This is a genomic window from Paenibacillus sp. CCS19 (assembly GCF_033239625.1).
Lineage (GTDB): Bacteria > Bacillota > Bacilli > Paenibacillales > Paenibacillaceae > Paenibacillus_T.
In genome coordinates this window covers 1-23,619 of the sequence record NZ_BTCK01000048.1, presented here as the reverse complement: position 1 = coordinate 23,619, position 23,619 = coordinate 1, and the positions used below count along the sequence as shown (strand labels likewise).

Below are 23,619 nucleotides of genomic sequence, written 5' to 3'. Positions count from 1 at the left end.
ATTATAAAGCTGATAACGAGATGGTAAGGGCTGGTTATGCAACGGCTGGTGTTATCTCCTTTAACGGTTGTCAGCGATGCTATTACATTAGAAAGTACCGATTAATGTAGAAAGCTAAGAGAATAAGTACTGTCTCATCCGTTAGTATCAATAAAGCCGTGCTTTATGAGAAATAAGCACGGTGGCATCCTTTAGGGAGTCAATCACTAAAGACGCAATGTCGACCAACATGGGTTAGGGAGCCGACCATCGGCGTGCCGTGGGCTAACCTTTCCCTTTCTATAGTGCTCTCATTTATTTTTTTAATAGGGAGCAATAAATCGGGCATTAATTCTATAAAGTCGTATTGACAATATAGATTAATCCCGCGTATACTGGAAACATCAAGGAGGTGCTCGAATGACACACCAACAACCGAAACAATACCGGTCACCGGACGGACTGCCGGTCGACATCGCCATATTCACGATTACATCGCACGCCAAGCAGGGCAATTACCGAATGCTCGCCGATCGCAGACTCGACGTTCTGCTTGTACGGCGAAGCGCATCCTCCGAAGCGTACCCAGGTTATTGGGCGCTGCCAGGCGGATTCTCGAAGGAAGGGGAGACGCTGCTTGAGGCAGCGTACCGCGAGCTGAAAGAAGAGACGAACGTCGATCAGGACGTGATGATCGAGCAGATCAAGACCGTCTACTATCCGGGCCGCGACCCGCGCGGGTGGATGCCTTCCGTTCTCTATTGTACCCTTGTGAAGGAAGCTTATCTGCTGAAGCTTGCCGCCGATACGGATGCCGACGAGGTGAGGCTGTTCCCGCTCGACGAGGCGCTGAAGATGCAGCTGGCGTTCGATCATAATGAATTGCTGCAGGACGCGCTCACTTATGTGCAGACGAAGATGATGACGACGACGATTGCGAAGCAGTTTCTGCCGGAGGAGTTCACGATCCGCGAGCTGTATCAGGTCATCCAGACGGTTGTTCCTTCCTTCGAGGAAGACATCGCGAACTTCAAGCGCAACCTGATGACGACGAAGGCAAGACAAGGGCTGATCCGCGAAGCGGTGACCGAAGGCGGCCAGCCGAAGACGACCGACCGCAATTCGAACCGCCCCGCACAGCTGTATGTGTACACGGACTACGAGCCGCGCATCTCGATTTATAATTCCGGGCTTTTCTAAGCTCGGATATATTTTAGATCATCTATATAGTCGAATTGACTATAAATTAACTGCCGCACGCAGCCGAAATACAATAATATCCAATTAACGGAGGTCATTATTATGTTGAATACACTTCGCAATAATCCGCTGCTTCTGACGGACAGCTATAACCTGTCGCACGCTCGCTTGAAATGCAATATGGACTGGGAAGTCAGCCATCTGTACAACCGGAAGGAAGGCATGATTCTGTATGGTCTGCGCCAGACGGTGACGGAGCTGCTGTCGATCCGAATCACGGAGGCGCATGTGGCAGAGGCTGAGCGCTGCGCGGCAATGCAAGGTCTTACCTTCCCGTCGGAGCTGTTCCTTCGAGTGGTGAACGAGTGCAACGGTTTCGCGCCGATCGCGGTTGAGTCGGTTCCAGAGGGTACGTGGTGCCCGGCGGGTACGCCTTTTGCCCAAGTGTACAATACGGTTGAAGGATTCGGCGAGCTGGTGACATGGTGGGAGGGCATGTTCATGCATGCTTATTTTCCGAGCGGATGCGCGACGGAGGCGTTCCACATGCGCCGTTATTTGGAAGCGAAACAAGAAGAGCATGGCGCGGATGGCGGCTTCCTGTGGCGGATTCACAGCTTCGGTTTCCGCGGACATCGGAGCCTGGAGGATGCGTACTGGGCGGGCACGGCTTGGAACTTGTCGCTGCAAGGAACGGATGATTATCACACGACGCGCCACACACCGCAAGCGGTGATCGGCAGCATCGCGGCGCTGGCGCACAAGGTGACGCAGCAGTATGACGATGAACTGGCATGCTTCATGCACGCGATCGACTCGACGGCTGATGCAGGCGAGAAAATCGTTGCACTGGTGATCGATACGTATGATGCGAACCGCGTTATCGAGCAGTATTTGCCGGAGCTGGGCCGTCATGCGCGTAAGCGGGGCGTACGGATTGTGATGCGTCCGGACAGCGGCGATGTATTGGAGCAGGCGATCGCGATTTATCGGGTGGCGCAAGCGCATGATCTGCTGGATGCCGTCGGCGTCATCATCGGGGAAGGCATGAACTTCGAACAAGTGAAGCGTTACGACGCAAGACTTGAGGCGGAAGGCGTGCCGCTGGCGTTCGTCGCATACGGCGTCGGATCGGGCTTCTACAACCACATCGACCGCGATACGTACGGCTGGGCGATGAAGACGGCATACAGCAACGGCAAGGATCGCATGAAGTTCGCCATGGTAGCGCTGAAGCGGAGCATTCCGGGCCGCGTGAAGCTGGTGCGCATAGACGGTGAGTTGATCGCGGTGGCTCATGACGAGGCTGCAACGGCCGGGGAAGACGTATACGAAACAATCTATAGGCACGACGGAACGGGCGAGCCGCATATGATGGATGCTGGGGCCGTATTCTGGAATGAAGTTCGCGATCGGATTCGAGTGCAAAATCCACAGCAGCAAGCGATCAAATTATCGGCTGCCATTGAGAGGAAAATCGCTGCGCTCGCGGAACAGTATTTATAAATGACGGTTCAAACAAGGAGGCGCTGCCGATGTCGAAGAGCAAGCCTTATCGATTCGGTTTTATTCTAGGACGGTTCCAGCCGCTGCATATCGGACATGAACGAATGATCGAAACGGCGCTGGATGTGTGCGACAAAGTGCTGGTGCTGGTCGGCTCCGCACAGCTTCGCGGAACGGTGCGCAATCCGCTGGATATCGAGCTTCGCGTACGTCTGCTGCGCAAAGTGTACGGCAAACGGATCGAGATCGCGCCGCTTGTAGACTATTCGCATGAAGGCGACCACAGTCATGCGTGGGGACTGTATTTGCTCCATGCAGCGCAGCAATACGGCATTGACCGCCGATTCCCTAAGCTCGACCTCATGATTGCAGGGGATGACGAGGAGCGCGGACAATGGTTCCCGGAGGACGCCATAGCGGGCATTCATCAGCTGGCCGTGCCTCGCGCGGACATTCCGATCAGCGCTACGCTGCTTCGCGAGGCGGTTATCGCAGGTGACGAAGGATACTGGCAAGTATACACGAACCCTGCCTTACACGACGAGTTCGAGACAATCCGAACGGCGCTGCTGGAGATCGACTATTATCGGGAGCGGGCTGAAGAAGAGGCGGCTAGTCTCGAATTGTAATCCGTTAATAGGTAAGCGTGTCGCGCGCAAAAAAAGCGGTCAACCAAATCCCGTGAGGGGAGAGGTTGACCGCTTTGTCGTCCATCCGAATCGATTAATGCTTGCTGCCGGACTTCCACATCGTCTCGATTTCCTCGAGCGATTTGCCTTTCGTCTCTGGAATGACGCGCCATGTGAATACGACCGTAATGACGCCCATCACGCCGTAAATCCAGAACGTCGAAGCGGCGCCGACCGATTCGAGCATCGGCGGGAACGTCTGCGAGACGACATAGTCAGCCGCCCACAACGCCATCGAGGCGATAGCCGTGGCCCGTCCGCGAATATGGTTCGGGAAAATCTCCGCGAGCAGCACCCAGACAACTGGTCCGAGCGAGATTGCGAATGCCGCAACGTAGACGAGCAGCAGGATGAGAACGAGAACACCCGACGTATGCCCGGTATGGAAGGCAAAACCGATAAACAGCAAGCACAACGTCATGAGCGCGGAGCCGATGAGCAGCAGCGCTTTGCGACCGACTCTGTCGATGAGGCGGATCGCAATAATGGTGAACACCACGTTGATCAAGCCGACGAGAATCGTCTGGACGAGCGCGGCGTTCGTGCCGGCGCCTGTTTCTTTGAGAATCTCTGGCGCATAATACAGCACCGCATTAATACCGGTTACCTGCTGCAGCACAGCGATAACGACGCCGACGATAAGTGCGGTACGAAGACCCGGCTTGAACAGCTGGCGCAGCGAGCCGCGCGTTTCCTGTTTGAACGATTCCTTAATGTCGAGCACTTCTTGACGAGCGCCGTTCTCGCCATGAATTTTCACAAGAATATCAAGCGCCTGCTCTGCACGGCCTTGCTTGATGAGCCAACGCGGGCTCTCCGGTACGAGGAACAGCAGGGCCATGAAGATGGCGCCTGGCACAGCGCCTACGCCTAGCATCCAACGCCAAGCAGTCGAGATATCCCAAGCATCATCGCCCATCGAAGCGAAAGCGTTATTGACGAAATACGTCAGGAAGATACCGGTTACCGTTGCGAGCTGGTTGAACGCAACGAGACGTCCGCGGTAGCGCGCCGGCGCGATCTCCGCATTGTACAACGGGCAGAGGGTAGAGGTAATGCCGATACCAAGTCCGCCGATCATGCGGAAAATGATATAGCCCGTAAACGTACTCGGCAAAGCCGAGCCGATCGAACCGATGATGAACAGCAGCGCAGCGACGATCAGCACTTTTTTGCGTCCGAAACGGTCGCTTATCACACCGGATGCGCCGGCGCCAACAATGCAGCCGACGATCAAGCTGGATACCGCCCAGCCGACCTGCACCTCGCTGAGGTCGAATCGATCCTGCATAAAGCCGACCGCGCCGGAGACGACGGCCGTATCGAAGCCGAACAAGAGCCCGCCGAGTGCGGCGATAATCGATGCGAGCATGACGAACTTCATGTTGATCCCGCTGTCATCAGCGGTATGGTTATGTTTCGATTGGGTTGCAATCATAGGGGCAGCCATAAGTCCATGCTCCTTCTCTCGGAATTAATGAATGGACCGCCTGTGCCTATAGCTTAGGAGGCGGCGTCACTCATTATAGCACCGGGATAGCGGAGCAATGGGGTCGATGAACAGCACTATATTGCCCGATTGCCGCACATTTCACTTACGACCGTTCGATTATTGGCTAACGATTCCGAGCGCTATCACTATTTTGTGCTGGCAGCACAAAAATGTCCTCTTCCCACGCGTTTCACCCCTGCGAATCGCTTCCCTTCGAGCTGTTCGTCCGATAGTCCGACGGTGTTACTCCGGTTACTTTCTTGAACACGCGGCTGAAGTAGTTCGGGTCCTTATACCCGACTTCGAAGCAGATTTCCTTCAGGCTAAGCGCCTCCTCGTCAATGAGTTGTTTGGCACGCTTAATGCGCAGCGAGGTGAGGTAATCGATAAACGTCTCCCCGACGTATTGCTTGAACACCTTGCTTAGGTAAAATGAATTCAAATGCACATGGTCCGCGACTTCTTCCAGCGACAGCTCTTCTGTGTAGCGCGATTCGATGTAGCGTCTGGCGCGATCGAGCGCCGATATCGTCTGATGCTCGCGCATTTCGCGGCTGCGCCGCAGGGCGGACAGTACGTATTCGTTCGTCGCCTCGTCCGCATGGGCGTCTTGGCTGTCCGCCGCGCCGACATCGCTGCTTATGGCAGCGGTGCCGCCATCGCGAGCAGGGCTGCTGCGCTGCAGATCGGCGAATAGGCATAGTCCGCCGCCGCTTCCGCAGCAGGAGGATGCGAATACCGCCTCGACATAGGAGCGGCGAAGCCCCTCAATGTCAGCATGCAGCACGCCAACGCCGATAGATGCGGAATGGCCGAGCCGATCGGCGGTCCACTCCGCGAGCCGTTCGCCGATAGTGGCGGCGCTTGTTGCGGGCGCTGAGCCCTGCTTCGAAGCAGGGAAGAACAGCGCCATGTGGCGGTCGATGATCGAGCTGACTAAACATGGACCAAGCGATTTGGCGAACGCACGCACTTCCTCGAACAAGGCGCGCCGCTCCTTCTGATCCGGCGGAAGCTCGGCCCATGCGGCTACAACAGCGAAACCGCCGTCGAGCGGGAATGAGATCCACTCCGCCAGCTGCTCGGCTTCTGCGCCGATGATCTGATCGACCATGAACATGAGGGCCAGCTCGTTCTCCATGATGGGCTCCAGCTCCGAGAGGCGGTCCATCAGCTGCAACCGCTCACTGCGAGCTTGCTTCTCGCTATCAAGCTCTTGGACGAGCCGCTGCAGCAGGGAGGTGATCTGTTCGCGGCCGGCAGGCTTCACGATATATTCCTTCACGCCGATGGCGACCGCTTCTTGCGCATAGGCGAAATAATCGTACGCCGTGACGAGCACCAGCTTCGTGTCGGGCATCCGTTCGCGAATTAGCCTAAGCGCTTCAAGGCCTTGGATGCCGGGCATATGAATGTCCATGAAGATGATATGCGGGCGGTGTTCGTCCGCAAGCTCCAGCGCCCTGCGGCCATTCTCCGCGAATATCATCTGGAATGTATCAGGCATCGCTCGCCGGACGATCCACTCCAGTCCTTCTCGTTCAAGCGCCTCATCATCGGCGATTAACAGCCTATACATCGGCAGCACCCCCTTTCGCAAGTTAGTCGCATCAATCATAAATCTCATGAAGCATAAATCTCATAAAGCATAAATTCCATTAAGCATAAATTCCATTAAGCATCAAAATGCTATTCGGATGCAAGCAGCATCTTAATGATTGACGTCGCTAAATGAGTCGTGCTTGTTGGCCATGGGGAGCGTGACGGTAAGGCGCGTGCCTTGTCCCGGCGCACTCTCAATGGCAATCACATCACGTTGTTTGAAGTGCAACGCCAGCCTGCGAAATACGTTGCGCATGCCGAGCCCGGCGGACTGGGGAAGCTTCGCGTTCGTGGATGCGGCACCTCCCGTTACAGCAGGCGGCGCATCGTCGGAAGCGGCATCCAGGAGCCGCTGCCGTACCTGTTCCGTCATGCCTTTGCCATTGTCCGCAACGGTAATGACAACGGTATGGTCATCCGGCAAGAACGCGATCGACAGGGAGATGACGGCGCCGAGCTCCATCTCTTCCACGCCATGAACGAAGGCGTTCTCGACGATCGGCTGCAGCGTAAGCGGCGGCAGCATCGTCGTAAGAGCCCGTTCATCGATATGCCGCTCGAACTTGATTCGGTCGCGGAACCTTGCTTGCTGGATGGTCATATAAGCATCGACATGGGCCAGCTCCTCGCGGAGCGTGACAGGCCGATCGAGACTTTGCAGGTTATAACGAAGCAGGGAGGACATGGAGACGATCAGATCGCTTGTCCGTTCCGCTCCTTCAATCAGTGCGAGCTTGGCTAATGCATTAAGCGAGTTGAACAGAAAATGCGGCCGAATCTGGCTCTGCAGCGAGCGCAGCTCCAATTCACCCAGCAGCCGCTGCTGCTCGCTGCGTTCGCGCTCAAGCCGCGCGATCTCGCGAAGCCCGCCCAGCATGCCTCGGAACGCCTCGGCCATCATGCCGAGCTCATCCCGGCTGGTCAGCTGCGGCGGCTCGGCGGCGAGTTCTCCTCGTGCGATCCTGCCGGCCGATTCGACGAGCATGTCGATCGGCCGGGTAATGCTGCGGGAGATCCATAGCGCGAGCAGGGCGGCGAGTACGGTTTCGATGATGAGCACGGCTGCGCCGAGCCGAAGAAGCCGGATATTCTCGCGCTGAATGCGGTGGAATACAGGCTGATCGGCTTCCAGCTCCGCATCGACCAGCTGGCTGCCTTCCTCGTAGATGAAGCCGGCCGTATCCTCTGCTTTCTCATACAACGCGAGCGCTTCAGCCGGCGTGGAAGATGCGCTTGCGGCCTGTGCCTGATCGAGCAGCGTACCGAGCATTTGAGCGTAGCCGATGGAAGCGGAAGAGGTGGATAGGCTGGACCCGTCTGCAAGCAGTTGAGCCTGAATCCCTCGAAGCTCGCTCTCCAGCTGATGCAGATGCGCCTCTGATGCATCCGTCGGGTCGTCCCGATTGCTGTATAACGATTGAAGCAGCAGGCCGGACGTCTGCGCAGCCTGCTTGTACAGCAGCATCCGCGCCATCATGCCGTCATAGCTCCGCTGTACGACGTTCGTGCTTCGGAAGAGCAGAAGCGTAATCGATCCGACCAGAAGGACGAGCAGCGGAATGAACAGCAGCAGCTTCGTACGGATCGTCATGGACAGCTTCCTTGCAAGCCGAGCTTTGATCTGGTGATGACGATCGTCTCGGTCAGAATGTTCGCCGGCTTCCGATCGGCGGGGGTTAGTCCGCGCAGCAGCTTAACCGCTTCGTAACCCATCTCATAAGGCTTCTGCACAACCGTGGCGGCAACGGTACATTGCGTAATCGCATCACGAGTGCCCGGCAGAAGGTCGAAGGCGTAAAGGGCAGGCGGCTGCCTAGTGGCCTCGGGTGAAGATTCAGCGGCCGATGCAGCACCAGATACAGCAGATCCAACAGCAGATATCTGTTCTTCGTTATGATTGTTGCCGACGTATCGTACCTCGTCCGCTCCGCCAACAGCCGACTCTGCTGTCATCCGCCGAACCGCTTCCGCCATGCCGGGTCCATCAAGAGCGCTTAAGCCGACGATGGCGCGGATCTCGGGATGCTGCTGCATAAGCTCGGTCGTCTGCTCCACGGCACGCAGCCGGGAATTGCTCGTCGTGCGGGTGTCGACTATGCGCAGCTGCGGATATTGCGCAATCGCATCCCGGAAGCCTTGCAGCCGCAGTTTCTGGTTAATGGCGCTGCTGCCCATCAGCACGCCGATATGGCCCGTGCCGCCTGTATCGGCCGCGACCTTCTCGCCGAGCTGACGGCCTGCCTTGCGGCTGTCGCTCCCGACATAAGCAAGGCGCTTGCTGCCCTGCTCGTCGGCATCGATCGTCACGATGGTGATGCCGAGGTTGTAGGCTTCGTCGATCAGCGCGCGATAGTTCGGGTCGTTCAGTCCTTGCACGATGATGGCGTAAGGCTTCGACGTAATGATTTTGGCAAGCAGCCGCAGTTGTTCTTCCGGATTAATTCGCGTTGGACCGATATAGGAGAGCGACAGCTCGAACGTCGCTGCTGCAGACTGAGCGCCCTGCTCGATCTCGCGCCAGAACGGATTGTCGGTCTCTTGCGCGATCAGCACGACGCGAGGCTGCTGAACCTGCTCGGCAGATGGCGAGATTACCAGCGATTGAGTCAGCTGCTGGACGCGGAAGACGGACGTGAAGAAGAGGACCAGAAGAACGGCGAATAGAGCAATGAGAACAAGGGATATCCATGTAGTGATTCGTGTAGACATAGCAGCTCCTTCGACCATTAGATGCATCCTATAGCGTGTGTCAAATCGCAGGAAACAATTACACATATACGTAAATCGGCCCGTTATAATACGATGGTTTCATTCTTAAATAGAGGCAGGGATTACGAATCACAATGAAGTGGCTGCGTACGGTATTAATTGTTGCACTTATTGCTGGCTTATGGCCTCAGACGACCCATGCGGAAGGAAGCGACTTGTCCGTCATGTTCGACGGGGCCGTTATTCTGATGACCGGATCGCCTAATGCGGTTGCCGACTCGTCGGATGTCATTATTGATGAGGACAATTACGGTGTTGTTCCTTATACGAAGAACGGCCGGACGCTCGTTCCGCTCCGGTTCATCGCGGAGAGCCTTGGCATTCGCGTAGGCTGGGATGCTGCGACTTCGACATCGATTCTGCAGAGCGGGACGAAGGATGTTCGAATCAAGGCAGGCAGCAAGACTATGACCGTGAATGGCAAGTCGGTGGCGCTGGAAGCGCCTGCGGAGAATACGCAGTCCCGCTTGTTCGTGCCGCTGCGTGCGATTGGCGAGTCTTTCGGGCAGTATGTATTTTACGATAGAGGCGTCATTGTTGTCAGCAAGAAATCGGTTCTGAACGCCGTGAAGGATCGAGAAACGATCGATTACTTGGCATTCATGCTGAAGCCGTTCGCGAAGGACCCGTACACGGGGAAGACGCTGTCGACGGAGAAGCTTTCCTTGATGGAGCAGAGCGTCGTCATCCTGGGATCGTTCGACAAATACGGCGAGCCGCTTGGCTTCGGCAGCGCGTTCGCAGTCGGTCCAGGCTTATTCTTGACCAACTTCCATGTGGTGAACGAAGCGAGCAGCTATGTCATTGCGACCGGGCAGGACCGGTATTATGACGTGGAAGGCGTTGTGGCCGCATCGGAGGAATATGACCTGGCGCTCGTGAAGACGGCGATTCGGACGAATGTGCCGACGATGCATCTCGGTACGTGGCAGGGGCTGGTGAAGGGGCAGCAGGTTTTCGCGATCGGCAATCCGGAAGGTTTGCAGAATACGGTGTCCACCGGTATCGTCAGCGCGCTGCGTACGATCGAAGGCATGAAGCTCATTCAGATGACGGCGCCGATTACGTTCGGCAGCTCCGGCGGACCGCTGCTGAATATGAAGGGCGAAGTTGTCGGCATCAATACGATGGGCAGCGATGACGGCAGCCTGAACTTCGCAGTGCCGATCGACTATGCGAAGAGCTGGATCGCGACTTATACGAAGAAGGCATTCCATGCGGTTCAGGTGCTGGATCAGCAACGTTTTGCAGAGACGTATGAGGATGAAGAGGATGACGCTAGTGCGGGGATCGGAAGCGGCCCAGGTACCGGCACAGGTACGGGGACAGGAACTGGAACTGGAATTGGTTCTGGTACGGGAACTGGAACGGGAACCGGAACTGGCGGCGGCAGTCAGTCGCATGTCGATCCGCTTATTGCAGGTGAACCCGCAGCGATGGGGACGTCGTCGATCATGGAGCCGAATGTTCATCTTCTCGACGGTTTACAAGCTTCTATGACGGCGCTGGATCCTCAGCAGCCGATTGCCTATGTGGCGGACGATAAGTCATCATCGATTCTTGCTTACAACTATTCGACAGGCCGATATACGGCGTCATCGCCGCAGTTCGCACGGCTGGTGCGCGGCCTTTATTACGCAGACGGAGAACTGTATGCGATCTTCAGCGATGCGGAGTACAGTCCGTATCGATTCGAGGATGAAGGGCAGCAAGGCGGCGATATTGCGGTATTGGACCCTGTCACGCTGCAAGTGAAGGACCAGTGGCGCACGGATATTGATCCGTACGATATCGTCGTTACGAAGGGCCATATTTATATGGCCTCGGGCTCCGGTCAATGGACGTACCTGAACGGCTATGACCGTGCGACTCATGAGTTGATTACACAAAAGTCGATTCGCAACGCCAGTCCGATTGAGCTTCATCCTTCGGGCACGATGATCTATGCGGTTACGACCGATACTTCGCCCCGCGATGTGTCGGTCTATCGGATTAATGCTGCGACAGGCGTGATCGAAGACAACTATGATTCACCTTACCATGGCGACTACCCGTTATCGACGGTGATCGGCATTACACCTGGCGGCGACTATTTGTTGAATGGATCGGGTACGGTACTGACGGCTTCGAATCGGAAGGATTCGAATATGCAGTATGATGGTGCGATCGGGACGTTCGATCTGATCACGGGCAGCGCAGCCAGCGGCAAAATCTACACCGGAACCTCGAAGCAAACATCCGTCCAGGAATATGCTTCAGGATCGTTAATCAAGCAGCGTTCGCTAGCAACGAAGGGGACGCTCGTCGCCTTGCTTGGCGTCGATGCGAATGGCTCGTTGATTGCGATGACCAAGGTGCAGGCGCCCAAATCGCTTGTGCCAACCTATGCGATAGAGCGGATTCAACTATCCTAGCGAGCTTGTCATCTTGTTCATTCTAATCGGCCTGTAGAAGTGTGCGAATTGCGCTTCTGCAGGCTTTTTGCATAAGGGGAACGGAGAACGGTTGCGTCATAGCCATAATTTGGATTGTGTGCTACGATCAAGTTATTGGACATATAGGAGAAAGGAAATGGGACGTGGAGCATATACCAGAACGTTCGGAGAATGAGTTTGCATTCACACCTATTGAATACACGGATCGGTGGAAAGCGGCAGGCGAGGAACCTGATGCGGAGAGCATCGTATCGCGGTACAGCGAGTCCGTGTTTCTGAGAAGGTTCGGGGCTTATCTGATTGATTATTTGATTGTTGCCATGTTATTGGCCGGAGCGATGTTTCCGATGATTATGCCAGAGGCTATGCAGGATGATTGGGTGCCTAATCCGTTGCCGATCTTGGGTGTTTCTCTTGCTGTATTATTTGGTTATTTTGCAATACTGGAATCGATTAGCGGGTTTACGATTGGCAAATGGGTGCTGCGTATTCGCGTCGTGGGGCATGACCGCTCCGTTCCTGGTATCGGCAAGCTATTCGTTCGCAACATCATCAAGCTGGTTGAGTTGAGCTTCTTCATGTTGTGCGGGATCGTGTCCACGATTCTAATTCTCGTAACGAGGAAGAAGCAGCGGCTTGGCGATATGGCAGCGGGTACTTTCGTGCTTAAAGTACAGGACGCAAGGCAGCCTAGCAGAGGTCGTCTTGTTGTGACTTACCTTTCGTTCGCTGCCGTAACAGCTGCTGCCGTCATCATGTTGATCATTGGCATCGGCACGTTAGTGAAAGAGCCTGGTCATTATAAGACGGCGGATGGGCAGTATGAAATTCAGGCACCTATGAGCTGGAGCGCTGCGGCGGATGATTATGAAGGTGAGTTGTTCATTAGCAATCTGCTCGGCGACGAGCTGGTGCTCATCGGATCCGATGATGAATATACGCTCGATGGCCGGGTGACGCTCGAGGAGTACAACGACATTATTGCGGATTGGCTTCCTGGTGCGCTGGAGGTTGAACACGATGGTGGAGCGTCCGAGAAAATCAGCTTGAACGGATTGCCGGCCTACCGATTCACGATGAACGGCTATGGAGATGGCGAACGGCAGGCTTACAATGTAACGGTGACGGGCAATGAGGACAAATATTATTTCATCGTCGCATGGATATCCGAGACGGACAATGCCAATTGGACAATCGAGGATTTCCGGATTCGCTGGCAGGACAAGCTGGATCATCTTGATGGGATCGTCGGATCGTTCAAGTCGGTGCGAGGCGTAGTAAGTCTATAGGATGGTACAAAATTTACGCATATCATAAAATGCCCTAACCCGGGACGGGTTAGGGCATTTTATATACAAACTCTCTCGGCCTACAGCAGTCCCGCGTGCTTCAGACCTTGGCGAATGCCGCCTTCGTCTACGTGAGCCGTCACGTAGTCAGCGTGCGGGATGAGCTCAGGGTGCGAGTTGCCCATTGCGACGCCGAGACCGACAGCCGCGAGCATTTCTTTATCGTTCAAGCCGTCGCCGAACGCTACCGCTTCTTCCACTGCGATGTCGAGGTGACGCAGCATGGCATCAATGCCGAGCGCCTTGGAGCCGTCATCAGGCAGCACGTCCATGGCGTTCTTGTGCCAGCGAACGAGGCGAAGACCTGGCAGCGCGTCGGCGTAGAGCTCTTCCTCATGCGCTTCGCAGTGGAGGAACGCTTGATAAATGCTCTCTTTGCGCCAGAAGTCAGGATCATGTCCCGGCGGCGTAATGCGTAACGAGTTAACGGACGTCATCATATTCACGTTATCCGGCGTATTGGCATAGTAGGCTTCGCCGCCCTCGAACACGAGCGGGTGGTTGTTCTTGCCTGCGTGCTCGACAAGTGCCTCAAGACATTCGCGTGCAATCGGGCGCTCGAACAGAACGCGGCCTTCGTGAACCACGTATGCGCCGTTCAGGCTTACATACGATTCGATCCCGAGCTTCTCGAGGATCGGCTTGAAGAAGTACGGTGCGCGGCCCGTTGCGATAACGGGAATAACGTCCGTCTGCTTCAGTTCGCGGATGGCGTCAATCGTGTCCTGCGGAATTTGCTTCTCTTCGTTAACGAGCGTACCGTCAATATCGAAAAAAACGATTTTATAGCTCATGTTGTCCGTCTCCTATCCTATTATCTCTATTTAATTCCGAACTCATATACGGCCTATCATACTATGGATGGACGCTCTGCGTCGAGACATGAGGCGGATATTGGAAGCATAAGCGGCGCGCGCCAAGGATAACCTAATGGTTGGAAAAGGAGGCGACTTTCGATGTGCATTATCCACAGTGGCGACACGAGCCAATTCGTTAACGCAATTAACGAGCAGCAGTACAGGCAGCGGAAGAACAAGGAACGCTTCGGCAAAGGCAAACCAAGCCAGAAGCTGCAAACGAAGCAGCATACGAACAATCCATAACAGCGAATACTTAGGTCGTTAAATAAGCAAGTCACATGCAAACAAGCCGTCCCGAGCGCGCCGCAGCCGCTTCTTCGGGGAGGCTTTTTTTTTGCTGCATAAGAATTTATAAGTTTTCAAGTCTCTCTAATGGCCTCGATAGAGGTTTTCTCGCTATGCGATTAGGACAAGATTCCTGCATTCATAGGGCAAGGAGGTGTGCTATAACTATAAGTACGACAATTGAACCCGCAGTTGGAAAGGTGCGAGCGCGATGACATTGAAGCTTGGCAGGCTGGGACAGCCTCGAAATCCGTTCCGGACAGGCGGCTTCGGACCCCGCCAACGGGACAAACGATCGCTCAGGCGGACGCTCGTTTTCTATGTCCTGATCGGCAGCCTGCTGCCGCTGGCGCTGCTCGGCGTCATGACGTACAGCCTGATCTACAACGTGATGACGAACAAGGTGCAGACCGGTATCGAGGCGACGCTGAAGCAGGAGGCGGCGAGTCTTGAGAATACGATTAATAATCTTGATTTTGCTTCCAAACAGTTCGCGCTGGACGGCGGCGTGGTCGATGAGGTGGCGGCGTTCCTCCAAGAGCCTGAAGTGTATAAGAAGCTGCAGATCATGACCCGTATCAACGAGAAGATTAACCTTGTTAACTTCACGAATCCGTATCTCGGTGTAACCGCTTACATTATGCCGAGTGCACCAGATCCGATCTTGTTCACGAACTTGAATCTGTACAGCGACGTTAACTTGGATAAGCTGCCGCCGTTCACGACGTACAACGGAGGCACTTACTACGGCCCGCACCGCACGCTCTACAGCGCCAGCGATAATACGGTGTTCTCGGTCGTCCGCAAGGTGCGCATGGACGATGACAGCGAGGTCTATGTGTACCTGGAGACGAACTATAATCAGTTTCGCAAAATTTTAAATACGGAGTCCTACGGCATCAAAGTATCGCACTTGCTCATCAATCGCGACGGTCAAGCCACGTATATCGATCTGGACGATAAGCCGGAGCTCGGCCTGAATGCGAAGTGGAAGAGCGGGCAGCCGTTATCGGATACCTACAAGGGCTATCGGGATTTCCGCTACACGAGCACGCAGGGCTGGCAGCTCGTAACGCTTGTGAAGAATTCGGCGTTCAACAGCGAGATCAATGTCTGGTTCGTTCAGCTGGCGCTGCTGGCATTCGCGACGCTCGGGTTCGCCGTGCTGCTGGCGCTGCTCATCTGGCGGTGGATTTATCGGCCGCTCAACAAGGTGAATCAGCAGATTGTGCGAATGTCGGACAATCGGACGACGCCGGTATCGTTCACGAATGTAGAGGAATTCGATTTGCTGCTGACGAGCTTCAAGGAGATGAAGACGCGTATTAACGATCTGATTGATGAGGTGGAGCACAAGGAGAAGGAGAAGAGCCGAATCGAGATCGAGAAGCTGTTGAGCCAAATCAATCCGCATTTTCTGCACAATACGCTTAATACGGTGCAGTGGCTGGCGCGGATGAACGGCCAGAAGGAGATCGACCGGCTCGTCACGCTGCTCGTGAAGGTGCTCCAGTACAACCTTGGGAAGCAAAGCCTCATTGTAACGATGCGCGAAGAGATTGAGGCTGTACAAAATTACATGGAGCTGCAGCGCATCCGCTACGATTACGAATTCGAGTTCAGCCTGGAGCTGGACGAAGCGGCGATGGCGGCCGCAGTGCCGCGCTTTCTGCTGCAGCCGCTCGTCGAGAACGCGATTTACCACGGGGCAAGCGAGTCGAACGGGAAGGTGACCGTTTCGGTTCGAACGGCTGCCGGAGATCGACTGATGCTCGTCGTCGAGGATAATGGCGAGGGCATCAGCGAGGAGAAGGCGAAACAGCTGCTGGAGGAAGACCCAGAAGGCCGCAGACAGGGGCTCGGCATAGGACTGTCTTATGTGAACCGGATGCTGAAGCGGTTCTACGGGGAGCGGGCAACGATGCAGATCGGAAGCAAGGCCGGTCAAGGCACCGTCATCGCCATTACGATTCCGAGAAGGACGGAGGAGGAATTCCATGATTAGAGCACTGGTCGTAGACGATGAGAAGCTTGTGCGCAAAGGGTTCATCTCGATCATCGATTGGGCATCGCACGGCATCGTTGTCGTCGGCGAGGCGAGCGATGGCGCCGCAGCTTTGGAATGGATGAACGGCAATGAGGTCGATTTGTTGTTCACGGATCTTACGATGCCGAGGATGGACGGCTTCGAGCTGATCCGCCAGGTGCGCCAGCAGTTTCCGCAGACGCAGTCGGTCGTGCTGACCTGCCATCATGAGTTCGACTACGTGCAGGAGGCGATGCGCCTTGGCGCCATCGATTATATCGTGAAGACATTGCTTGAGGTGGACAGCAGCGATACGGTCATCCGTCGAATCGTGGAGCGCTGCCGCTGGGAACGGGGGAAAATGGCCGGCGCAGCCGAGCTGTCCTCCAGACAGGCTGCTGTGCCATCTGCTGGACAAGTCATCGCCTTCATCCCGCGCGAACGCGGTGCCGCCGACAGCGGCGAGCTGTTCCGACTGCCGCTCGCCAAGGGCAGCCGGCTCATTCAACTGGCGGCTGGCGCATGGCTGACGCAGCCGGCCTCGCCGTATACGGCGGCCGAGCTCGAACGGGAGCTGGGCGATCGACTGCTTGGCAGCTGGCGGCCGGTGCTCATGACCGGTTTCGAGCCGTGCACCGTCGAGGAGGCGGGCCGCCTCGTCGAACGCTCGTCGCTGCTCAGCCGATTGTTCTATGCGCCTGAACAGCCGGGCGCGATCTCGCTCGCAATCGGAGATTTGAAGCCGCAGCATGCGCAGAGCGGATTGGATGGGAAGCAGCAAGCTGACGCCATCCCAATGGTTCCCGAGCACTGGCACGCGCTGCGATGGACGCTTCATACCGATGAATGGAAGGCGATGCTGACTGACGCAGAGCATTTGATGGTGCAGCCCGAAGCATGGCATGCGTTCGCGAGCCGGCTGTGCGCCGACTGGTCCGGCCTGCTGTTCACAGCGGACGAGAGCAAGCGGCTGATGGAGGAGCGCGATCGGAATCGGACGTGGCGGGACTGGCGCGATTGGCTGGGCCGCGCGTCATCGCTCGTTCGCAGTCGGATGGACGAGCTGGCGCTGTCGCGCGAAGTGATGGGCTGCTTAATCGGAGCGGTCATCTACATGCGGCAGCGCGCCGGGGACAAAATCAACCAGTCCGACGTCGCGATGCATGTCTCGATGAGCCGGAGCTACTTCAGCCAGTGCTTCGCGAAGCTGGCAGGCGCTTCGTTCGGCGATACGCTGCGGACGTTGCGGATCGATCTCGCCAAGCGGCTGCTCCGGGAATCGGATGCGCCTGTGTATGAGATCGCGGAGCGGGCAGGGTTCGAGGACGACAAATATTTCAGCCGCGTCTTTCGCGAGCGCGTTGGCTTGCTGCCGTCGGAATACCGCACGGCTAATCGTTAGATAAGGAGGGAGCTGCTCCACGCATTGATTTGGATAATAACGGTAACGTTTTCGATTAGCGGATGGCTTGCCTGCTTGGTTCGAAATCGGTTTGCGAAGTCAGCTTGACCGGCCGTGGCGCGCATCAACCACGGCGCCATGGTGAGAAAATCGTTCAGCAAGGTAGGAATTTGGTTCACAAACCTCAGACGGGCGAGCGTGAACGGAAGGCAGCTTTCAATCCCGCTCCGTCTCGCTCCTTCGCTACAATGAAAACGTAAACATTAACAACGAATCGCAAGGGGGACTATGGTGATGGCAAACTACAGAACATCCAAATGGATGGCAGCACCTATCGCTTTGGCAGTATTGCTTAGTGCTTGTGGCAGCGGCGGCGACAGCGACGCCGGAGACAGCGGCAAGAGCTCGACGTCATCGGATGCCGGAGACAAAGGCGCGACGTCGACTCCATCCGATGCGAAAGGCGACGCGCTTGCTTATGAGAAGTACAGCGAGCCCGTATCGATCAGCGTCGGCTTCAAGGTTCCGGACGACAAGCTGGGCGCAGGCGACACCAACGACAACAACCCTGTCTCGCGTTACTTAGAGAGCATTTCGAATATTAAAGTGACGCACGCTTGGGAAGCGAAGGGCGACGATGCTTTCAAGCAGAAGGTGAACCTCGCGATCGCGAGTAACGACCTGCCGGATGCAATGGTCGTCGACCGCAACCAGCTGCGCAAGCTGATCGACAACGACATGGTCGAGGATTTGACCGATGCGTATGCGAAGTATGGCTCCGAGCTCGTAAGAGCAATGTACGACTCGACCAATGGTCTCGCACTAGCAGATGCGACCGTGGACGGCAAGCTGTACGGCCTGCCGAACGTGGCGATCGAAGCGGATGCGCCGTCGCTGCTCTGGATTCGCCAAGACTGGCTCGACAAGCTGAACCTGCAGGCGCCGAAGACGGTGGATGAGCTTGCGGCGGTGGCGAAGGCGTTCATCGAGCAGGACCCGGACGGCAACGGCAAGCCGGATACGCTCGGTCTGACGGGCGACAAGCAAGTCGTTTATGGGCAAAAGCCGAGTCCGAACGGATTTGATTCCATCTTCGGCGCGTATCATGCGTTCCCTAAGAACTGGATCAAGGACAAGGACGGCAACGTCGTCTACGGTTCGATTACGCCGGAGAACAAGGAAGCGCTGGCGAAGCTGGCGGACATGTACAAGGCTGGCCTGATCGACCCGCAGTTCGCGCTGTACAAGGAGACGCAGGAGCCGATCGTCGCGAACAAGACGGGCATGTTCTTCGGCCCTTGGTGGATGCCGTATTGGCCGCTTGCTGACGCGGTAACGAACGATACCAAAGCAGAGTGGAAAGCTTATGCGGCTCCGCTCGACAAGGACGGCAAGTTCGTGACGCACATGGCTCCTGTTACGGACCGCTATCTCGTCGTACGCAAAGGCTATAAGAATCCTGAAGCAGCGGTCAAGCTGCTGAACATGTTCACTCGCATCGAGCGTCGTCAAGATCCGAACAAGGATGAAGTGAAGAAGCTCGACGATTATGCAACGACGAACACGGTGCAGAACCGCAACTACTATCCGTTCGACCTGCTGCTCGACTACTCCGACGCGGTTGTGAAGCGTAACAAAGACATTCAAGCGGCGCTTAAGGGCGAACTCGATCCGGCTACGTTCGATCCGGATACGAAGCAGGTATATGACTACACGGTCATCGAGAAGGAGAATCCGAAGAAGAACATGGACGCGTGGAAGCCGGCCAAAGCGTATGAGCTCGGCGGCGGCGTGCTGGCTAACACGGACATGGAGAAGGTATACAGCTTGTTCTATGGCACGACGAAGACGATGGAGACGAAGTGGACGTCGCTGCAGAAGCTGGAGAACGAAACGTTCCTGAAGATCATCGTAGGCGACCTGCCGATCGATGCATTCGATTCGTTCGTGAGCGACTGGAAGAAGCTCGGCGGCGACCAGATTACGAAAGAAGTGTCCGATCTGACAGCAGGGAACTAATGAGCTAGGTTTGGGATATGGAGATTCGCTGATCGGAGGCTTCGGCGTTCGCCGGGGCCTCGGATGGCGTCTTGTTTGCGGCCGGAGCGGCCGTGTGATTCCTATTAAACAGTAAAGCGGTGAGAACCGATGTTGTGGAGAAAACGCGCGTTTCATTATCATCTGATGGTATGGCCGGGCATCGTGTTCCTGATTCTGTTCAGCATCGTTCCGATGTTCTACTCGATGATGGCATTCCAAGATTTCCGTCCGCGGCGCGGCATTACCGGCTCGGAGTGGGTAGGGTTCGAGAACTTCAAGTACATGTTCGAGCTGCCGGACAGCCGAACGATTTTCTTCAATACGATATTCCTTGCGCTTATGAAAATCATTGCCAACCTCATCGTGCCGCTCGTGTTTGCGCTTCTGCTTAACGAGGTGAGGGTACGGTTCATGCGGAGATGGATCCAGACGATCGTCTATCTGCCGCACTTCCTGTCCTGGGTGCTGCTCGCAACGGTCTTCTTCGATGTATTCTCGCTGGATGGCATCATGAATAAATTGTTCGGACTGTTCGGCGTTGATCCGATTCTATTCTATCAGAGCAACAAGTGGTTCCCGGCCATTATTATCGGCACGGACGTGTGGAAGGAGTTCGGCTTCGGCGCAATCGTCTATCTGGCGGCGCTGACCGGCATTAATCCCGTGCTCTACGAGGCGGCGGAGATCGATGGCGCTTCCCGGTTCCGTCAGTTGATCCACGTTACGATTCCGGGCGTGAAGACGACCGTCATTCTGCTGGCGACGCTGGCGCTCGGCAACGTGATGAATGCGAACTTCGACCAAATCTTCAACATGTACAACCCGCTCGTCTACCAATCGACCGACATTATCGACACGTACGTGTATCGCGTCGGCTTGAACGATCTGCAGTACAGCTTGGCTACCGCGGTCGGACTGCTGAAGTCTGTCGTCAGCTTCGTCCTCGTGACGGTGTCGTACGTGCTGGCTTCGCGGTTCGCGAACTATCGGATTTTCTAAGGCGACGAGGTGACCTCCATGGTAGGAAGAAATAATATTCAGAATCGGATCATCGACCAATCGATCATCGCGGTGCTCGTCATCGTTACGCTGGTGTGTCTCATTCCGCTGTTGCATACGGTGGCGGTGTCGTTCAGCGATAAGTCGGCGGCCGACGCGGGCCGCGTGCTGCTGACGCCGATCAAGCCGACGGTCGCCAGCTATACGAAGGTGCTCGACGATTCGCAATTTTTCACATCGTTCTACATCTCGATCAAGCGCGTTCTGCTTGGCGGGCTGCTGAACTTCGTTATTACGGTCATGATGGCTTACGCGTTGTCCAAGGATTCCAAGCAGTTCCCGCTTCGCAACGTGTATATGTGGTTTCTCGTCTTCACGATGATGTTCAGCGGCGGTATCGTGCCCTGGTTCATGACGGTCAAATCATACGGCTTGCTCGATTCCATGTGGGCGCTTGTGCTGCCGCATGCGGTGCAGACGTTCAACGTTATCCTGCTCATGAACTTCTTCCGCAATCTGCCGAAGGAGCTGTCCGAAGCGGCGGAGATCGATGGGGCCGGGCCGTGGTACACGATGGTCCGCCTGTATGTGCCGCTGTCGCTGCCGGCGATCGCCACCGTGACGCTGTTCAGCATCGTCTTTCACTGGAACTCGTTCTTCGACGGGCTCATCCTGATGAACCATCAGGAGCATTACCCGCTGCAGACGTACATTCAGACGCTCGTTGCCCAGCTCAGTGCGCAGGCGATGACTGCTATGACGCCGGAGCAGCTCGCGGAAGCGATGGCCGTCTCGAACCGAACGTTCGGCGCGGCGAAGATCATCGTCTCGATGATTCCTATCCTCATCATCTACCCGTTCCTCCAACGCTTCTTCATCCACGGCATTACGCTGGGGTCGGTGAAGGAGTAGGGGGATAGTTATCTGGATAAGCACAAGCCCCGATTCGCGCAATGCGGATCGGGGCTTGTGCTTATTCAGGACAGGTCATGTGGCGGAAACAAGTCGAGCGTCGTTCTAATGAACAATTTGACCGCGTGGGACGACTCGTCGATGGATGGAATCGCAAGTCGAATATCCCGATAAGCACTCGGTTCAAGCTCGCGCTTTACGAGCCCCGGCGGGAGCGAATTCAATGCGAGCTCAGACAGAATGGGGAAGCCAAGCCCCTCTTTGGCCATGTGAAGAGCCATATTGACGCTCTGGACGATATATTTGGACTGCATATGAACTTTCGCTCGTTCGAATAAGTCCATGATCGGCGGCTCGTATCCGGCTTTGCACGTAATTAACGGCTCCGACGACAACCGACCGACTTCGATGATCGGCAGGCTGCTCAGCGGATGATCCTCCCGCAGCACCGCGAACATTTTCTCTCGATAAAGTGGAATGATGTCCCAATCGCCATCCGGCGGAATGAGGAATGCGACGTCGATCATTCTCGTCTCCAGCCAGCCTCTAAGCTCGTCGATGTTGCCTTCATGAAGCTCGAACTTGATGCCTGGATGCAGCTTGGCAATAACGCTAATAATGCGGGGCAGGAAATGGGCTGCTGCCACGGGAAAGGCACCGACACGAATCGTGCCGACTTGAAGCCCTTTCTCGTCCGCAATGACTTGATCGACCTTAGCGAACGTGCCGAGAATCTCGCGGAACAACACAACGATTCGTTTGCCTGCGTCAGTCAATTGCACGCCGCTGCGGCGGTCGCGAAGCAGCAGAGGGATATCAAGCTCCGACTCCAGCGAGGAGATCGCGCGGCTGACAGAAGGCTGCGTCATATTCAGCTCGAGACCTGCCTTCGTGAAGCTTCCCGTCTCCGCGATCTTAACAAACAGTTTGATCTGCGTGTATGTCATAACGTTAATGTTATGCCTCCTATAAGAAACATTCATTTTCATCATGTTTCAAAATAGTGTATCATTCGGATGAACCTTCTAACAAGGAGTGAGTCGTATGTCGGACACATCATTATCTCGCAAACAGACGTTATTTTATTTGGCCTTCTTAATCCTGATGTGGGGCGTCAACTGGCCCTTGTCCAAATATGCGCTCGAATTTACGCCGCCGCTTCTATTCGCGGGACTTCGCACACTGATAGGGGGAGCGATGCTGATCGTCATTGCGCTGCCGCGCTGGAAGCAGCTTCGGCTTCGCGAGACGTGGCTGTATTATGTGTTCTCCGCTTTTCTCAGCATCGTATTCTATTACGGCTTCCAGACGGTCGGCCTGCAATACATGCCAGCGGGTCTGTTCTCGGCAATCGTGTTCCTGCAGCCTGTATTGCTTGGACTGTTCGCTTGGATGTGGCTCGGAGAGAAGATGCATGCTCGCAAAATGGTCGGACTGCTGCTCGGCTTCGGCGGAGTCGCAGCGATGAGCATCGGCGGATTGGAGGGAGGCATCTCTGTTCTTGGCATAGTGCTTGCCTTGGCATCCGCTCTCAGCTGGGCGCTCGGAACGGTGTACATCAAACGGCAGGCAGCCAAGGTAGACTCGCTGTGGATGACCGCCATGCAAATCACAATTGGCGGCATCGTCATGACGGGATATGGCTCGACCGTCGAGAACTGGTCGGAGGTGCGTTGGACTGCGGCCTTCGTATATGACACGCTGTTCATCTCCGTATTCGTCATTGCGCTCGGCTGGCTCGTCTACTTCAAGCTGATCGGTTCAGGCGAGGCATCGAAAGTTGGCTCATTCACGTTCCTCATACCGGTCGTATCCATTATCTGCAGCATCCTGTTCCTGAATGAACATTTGACGATGAACTTGGTTGCGGGCATGGCGCTCATCGTCGTCAGCATCCTGCTCGTCAATCTGAGGCCGAGACAGGTTTAATTGTGAGCTAGCCGGTTATCTTAAGCTTTCCAGAGGAAGTTGAGAAGACCCGATATAAGAAGAGGGACCATCCGACGGATGGTCCCTCAGATTGTAGAGAAACCCACGTTTTTTTTCAAAACGCTGGGTTTCTCTTTGTGTTTAA

General features: G+C 55.6%; 18 protein-coding genes. 12 read left to right on the top strand and 6 right to left on the bottom strand.

Features of this window, described 5'->3' with window-relative positions; translation table 11 throughout:
* The first annotated feature begins 399 nt into the window (after positions 1-399).
* From SBI19_RS24495 to SBI19_RS24485, 3 genes are all read left to right on the top strand, one after another.
* A complete protein-coding gene (locus SBI19_RS24495) occupies positions 400-1,179 on the top strand; it encodes an NUDIX domain-containing protein (RefSeq protein WP_317972152.1) in 780 nt (259 codons plus the stop codon).
* A gap of 102 nt (positions 1,180-1,281) precedes the next feature.
* On the top strand, positions 1,282-2,685 hold the full coding sequence (locus tag SBI19_RS24490; protein WP_317972151.1) for a nicotinamide phosphoribosyltransferase domain-containing protein: 1,404 nt from the start codon (positions 1,282-1,284) through the stop codon (positions 2,683-2,685).
* Between the two features lie 29 nt (positions 2,686-2,714).
* A complete protein-coding gene (locus SBI19_RS24485) occupies positions 2,715-3,314 on the top strand; it encodes an adenylyltransferase/cytidyltransferase family protein (RefSeq protein ID WP_317972150.1) in 600 nt (199 codons plus the stop codon).
* Positions 3,315-3,408: 94 nt separating this feature from the next.
* On the opposite strand, the gene SBI19_RS24480 is transcribed toward SBI19_RS24485, so the two are convergent.
* The 4 genes from SBI19_RS24480 to SBI19_RS24465 form a co-directional block, all read right to left on the bottom strand.
* A complete protein-coding gene (locus SBI19_RS24480) occupies positions 3,409-4,812 on the bottom strand; it encodes a sugar porter family MFS transporter (RefSeq protein WP_317972175.1) in 1,404 nt (467 codons plus the stop codon).
* 244 nt (positions 4,813-5,056) lie between these two features.
* Positions 5,057-6,445: an AraC family transcriptional regulator gene (locus SBI19_RS24475; RefSeq protein WP_317972149.1), complete on the bottom strand. Its 1,389-nt coding sequence runs from the start codon at positions 6,443-6,445 to the stop codon at positions 5,057-5,059.
* 132 nt (positions 6,446-6,577) lie between these two features.
* On the bottom strand, positions 6,578-8,059 hold the full coding sequence (locus tag SBI19_RS24470) for a sensor histidine kinase (protein ID WP_317972148.1): 1,482 nt from the start codon (positions 8,057-8,059) through the stop codon (positions 6,578-6,580).
* Complete coding sequence (locus SBI19_RS24465) at positions 8,056-9,177, bottom strand: substrate-binding domain-containing protein (protein ID WP_317972147.1); 1,122 nt, start codon at positions 9,175-9,177, stop codon at positions 8,056-8,058. Before SBI19_RS24465 ends, SBI19_RS24470 begins: the two co-directional genes overlap by 4 nt.
* A 134-nt stretch (positions 9,178-9,311) precedes the next feature.
* On the opposite strand from SBI19_RS24465, the gene SBI19_RS24460 reads away from it, so the two are divergent.
* Together SBI19_RS24460 and SBI19_RS24455 are read left to right on the top strand one after the other, a co-directional pair.
* Positions 9,312-11,651, top strand: a complete 2,340-nt coding sequence (locus tag SBI19_RS24460; RefSeq protein WP_317972146.1) for a stalk domain-containing protein — start codon at positions 9,312-9,314, stop codon at positions 11,649-11,651.
* Between the two features lie 164 nt (positions 11,652-11,815).
* A complete protein-coding gene (locus tag SBI19_RS24455; protein WP_317972145.1) occupies positions 11,816-12,961 on the top strand; it encodes an RDD family protein in 1,146 nt (381 codons plus the stop codon).
* An 80-nt stretch (positions 12,962-13,041) separates the two neighbouring features.
* Here the strand turns inward: SBI19_RS24455 and SBI19_RS24450 are convergent, their stop codons facing one another.
* Positions 13,042-13,815, bottom strand: coding sequence for a Cof-type HAD-IIB family hydrolase (locus SBI19_RS24450; protein WP_317972144.1), 774 nt, complete (start codon positions 13,813-13,815; stop codon positions 13,042-13,044).
* Positions 13,816-13,977: 162 nt separating this feature from the next.
* Between SBI19_RS24450 and SBI19_RS24445 the strand changes: the two genes are divergently transcribed.
* From SBI19_RS24445 to SBI19_RS24420, 6 genes are all read left to right on the top strand, one after another.
* The gene (locus SBI19_RS24445; protein WP_317972143.1) at positions 13,978-14,124 is read left to right on the top strand and encodes a DUF4023 domain-containing protein; all 147 of its coding nucleotides are present in this window, start codon (positions 13,978-13,980) and stop codon (positions 14,122-14,124) included.
* A 253-nt stretch (positions 14,125-14,377) separates the two neighbouring features.
* Positions 14,378-16,171, top strand: coding sequence for a cache domain-containing sensor histidine kinase (locus tag SBI19_RS24440; protein WP_317972142.1), 1,794 nt, complete (start codon positions 14,378-14,380; stop codon positions 16,169-16,171).
* Positions 16,164-17,594: a response regulator gene (locus SBI19_RS24435; RefSeq protein ID WP_317972141.1), complete on the top strand. Its 1,431-nt coding sequence runs from the start codon at positions 16,164-16,166 to the stop codon at positions 17,592-17,594. The genes SBI19_RS24440 and SBI19_RS24435 overlap by 8 nt, the downstream gene beginning before the upstream one ends.
* A 294-nt stretch (positions 17,595-17,888) precedes the next feature.
* Positions 17,889-19,613: an extracellular solute-binding protein gene (locus SBI19_RS24430; protein WP_317972140.1), complete on the top strand. Its 1,725-nt coding sequence runs from the start codon at positions 17,889-17,891 to the stop codon at positions 19,611-19,613.
* Between the two features lie 129 nt (positions 19,614-19,742).
* On the top strand, positions 19,743-20,633 hold the full coding sequence (locus SBI19_RS24425) for an ABC transporter permease (RefSeq protein WP_317972139.1): 891 nt from the start codon (positions 19,743-19,745) through the stop codon (positions 20,631-20,633).
* Between the two features lie 18 nt (positions 20,634-20,651).
* The gene (locus SBI19_RS24420) at positions 20,652-21,545 is read left to right on the top strand and encodes a carbohydrate ABC transporter permease (protein ID WP_317972138.1); all 894 of its coding nucleotides are present in this window, start codon (positions 20,652-20,654) and stop codon (positions 21,543-21,545) included.
* A 65-nt stretch (positions 21,546-21,610) separates the two neighbouring features.
* Here the strand turns inward: SBI19_RS24420 and SBI19_RS24415 are convergent, their stop codons facing one another.
* A complete protein-coding gene (locus SBI19_RS24415; RefSeq protein ID WP_317972137.1) occupies positions 21,611-22,492 on the bottom strand; it encodes a LysR family transcriptional regulator in 882 nt (293 codons plus the stop codon).
* Positions 22,493-22,589: 97 nt separating this feature from the next.
* Between SBI19_RS24415 and SBI19_RS24410 the strand changes: the two genes are divergently transcribed.
* Positions 22,590-23,474 (top strand): DMT family transporter, encoded by an 885-nt coding sequence (locus SBI19_RS24410; RefSeq protein WP_317972136.1) that lies wholly within the window; start codon positions 22,590-22,592, stop codon positions 23,472-23,474.
* Positions 23,475-23,619 lie beyond the last annotated feature (145 nt).

Excerpts from the sequence above, each read along its gene's own strand:
- SBI19_RS24495 (WP_317972152.1), top strand. The coding sequence starts at position 400 with ATGACACACCAACAACCGAAACAATACCGGTCACCGGACGGACTGCCG.
- SBI19_RS24490 (WP_317972151.1), top strand. The coding sequence starts at position 1,282 with ATGTTGAATACACTTCGCAATAATCCGCTGCTTCTGACGGACAGCTAT.
- SBI19_RS24485 (WP_317972150.1), top strand. The coding sequence starts at position 2,715 with ATGTCGAAGAGCAAGCCTTATCGATTCGGTTTTATTCTAGGACGGTTC.
- SBI19_RS24480 (WP_317972175.1), bottom strand. The coding sequence starts at position 4,812 with ATGATTGCAACCCAATCGAAACATAACCATACCGCTGATGACAGCGGG.
- SBI19_RS24475 (WP_317972149.1), bottom strand. The coding sequence starts at position 6,445 with ATGTATAGGCTGTTAATCGCCGATGATGAGGCGCTTGAACGAGAAGGA.
- SBI19_RS24470 (WP_317972148.1), bottom strand. The coding sequence starts at position 8,059 with ATGACGATCCGTACGAAGCTGCTGCTGTTCATTCCGCTGCTCGTCCTT.
- SBI19_RS24465 (WP_317972147.1), bottom strand. The coding sequence starts at position 9,177 with ATGTCTACACGAATCACTACATGGATATCCCTTGTTCTCATTGCTCTA.
- SBI19_RS24460 (WP_317972146.1), top strand. The coding sequence starts at position 9,312 with ATGAAGTGGCTGCGTACGGTATTAATTGTTGCACTTATTGCTGGCTTA.
- SBI19_RS24450 (WP_317972144.1), bottom strand. The coding sequence starts at position 13,815 with ATGAGCTATAAAATCGTTTTTTTCGATATTGACGGTACGCTCGTTAAC.
- SBI19_RS24445 (WP_317972143.1), top strand. The coding sequence starts at position 13,978 with ATGTGCATTATCCACAGTGGCGACACGAGCCAATTCGTTAACGCAATT.
- SBI19_RS24440 (WP_317972142.1), top strand. The coding sequence starts at position 14,378 with ATGACATTGAAGCTTGGCAGGCTGGGACAGCCTCGAAATCCGTTCCGG.
- SBI19_RS24435 (WP_317972141.1), top strand. The coding sequence starts at position 16,164 with ATGATTAGAGCACTGGTCGTAGACGATGAGAAGCTTGTGCGCAAAGGG.
- SBI19_RS24430 (WP_317972140.1), top strand. The coding sequence starts at position 17,889 with ATGGCAAACTACAGAACATCCAAATGGATGGCAGCACCTATCGCTTTG.
- SBI19_RS24425 (WP_317972139.1), top strand. The coding sequence starts at position 19,743 with ATGTTGTGGAGAAAACGCGCGTTTCATTATCATCTGATGGTATGGCCG.
- SBI19_RS24420 (WP_317972138.1), top strand. The coding sequence starts at position 20,652 with ATGGTAGGAAGAAATAATATTCAGAATCGGATCATCGACCAATCGATC.
- SBI19_RS24415 (WP_317972137.1), bottom strand. The coding sequence starts at position 22,492 with ATGACATACACGCAGATCAAACTGTTTGTTAAGATCGCGGAGACGGGA.
- SBI19_RS24410 (WP_317972136.1), top strand. The coding sequence starts at position 22,590 with ATGTCGGACACATCATTATCTCGCAAACAGACGTTATTTTATTTGGCC.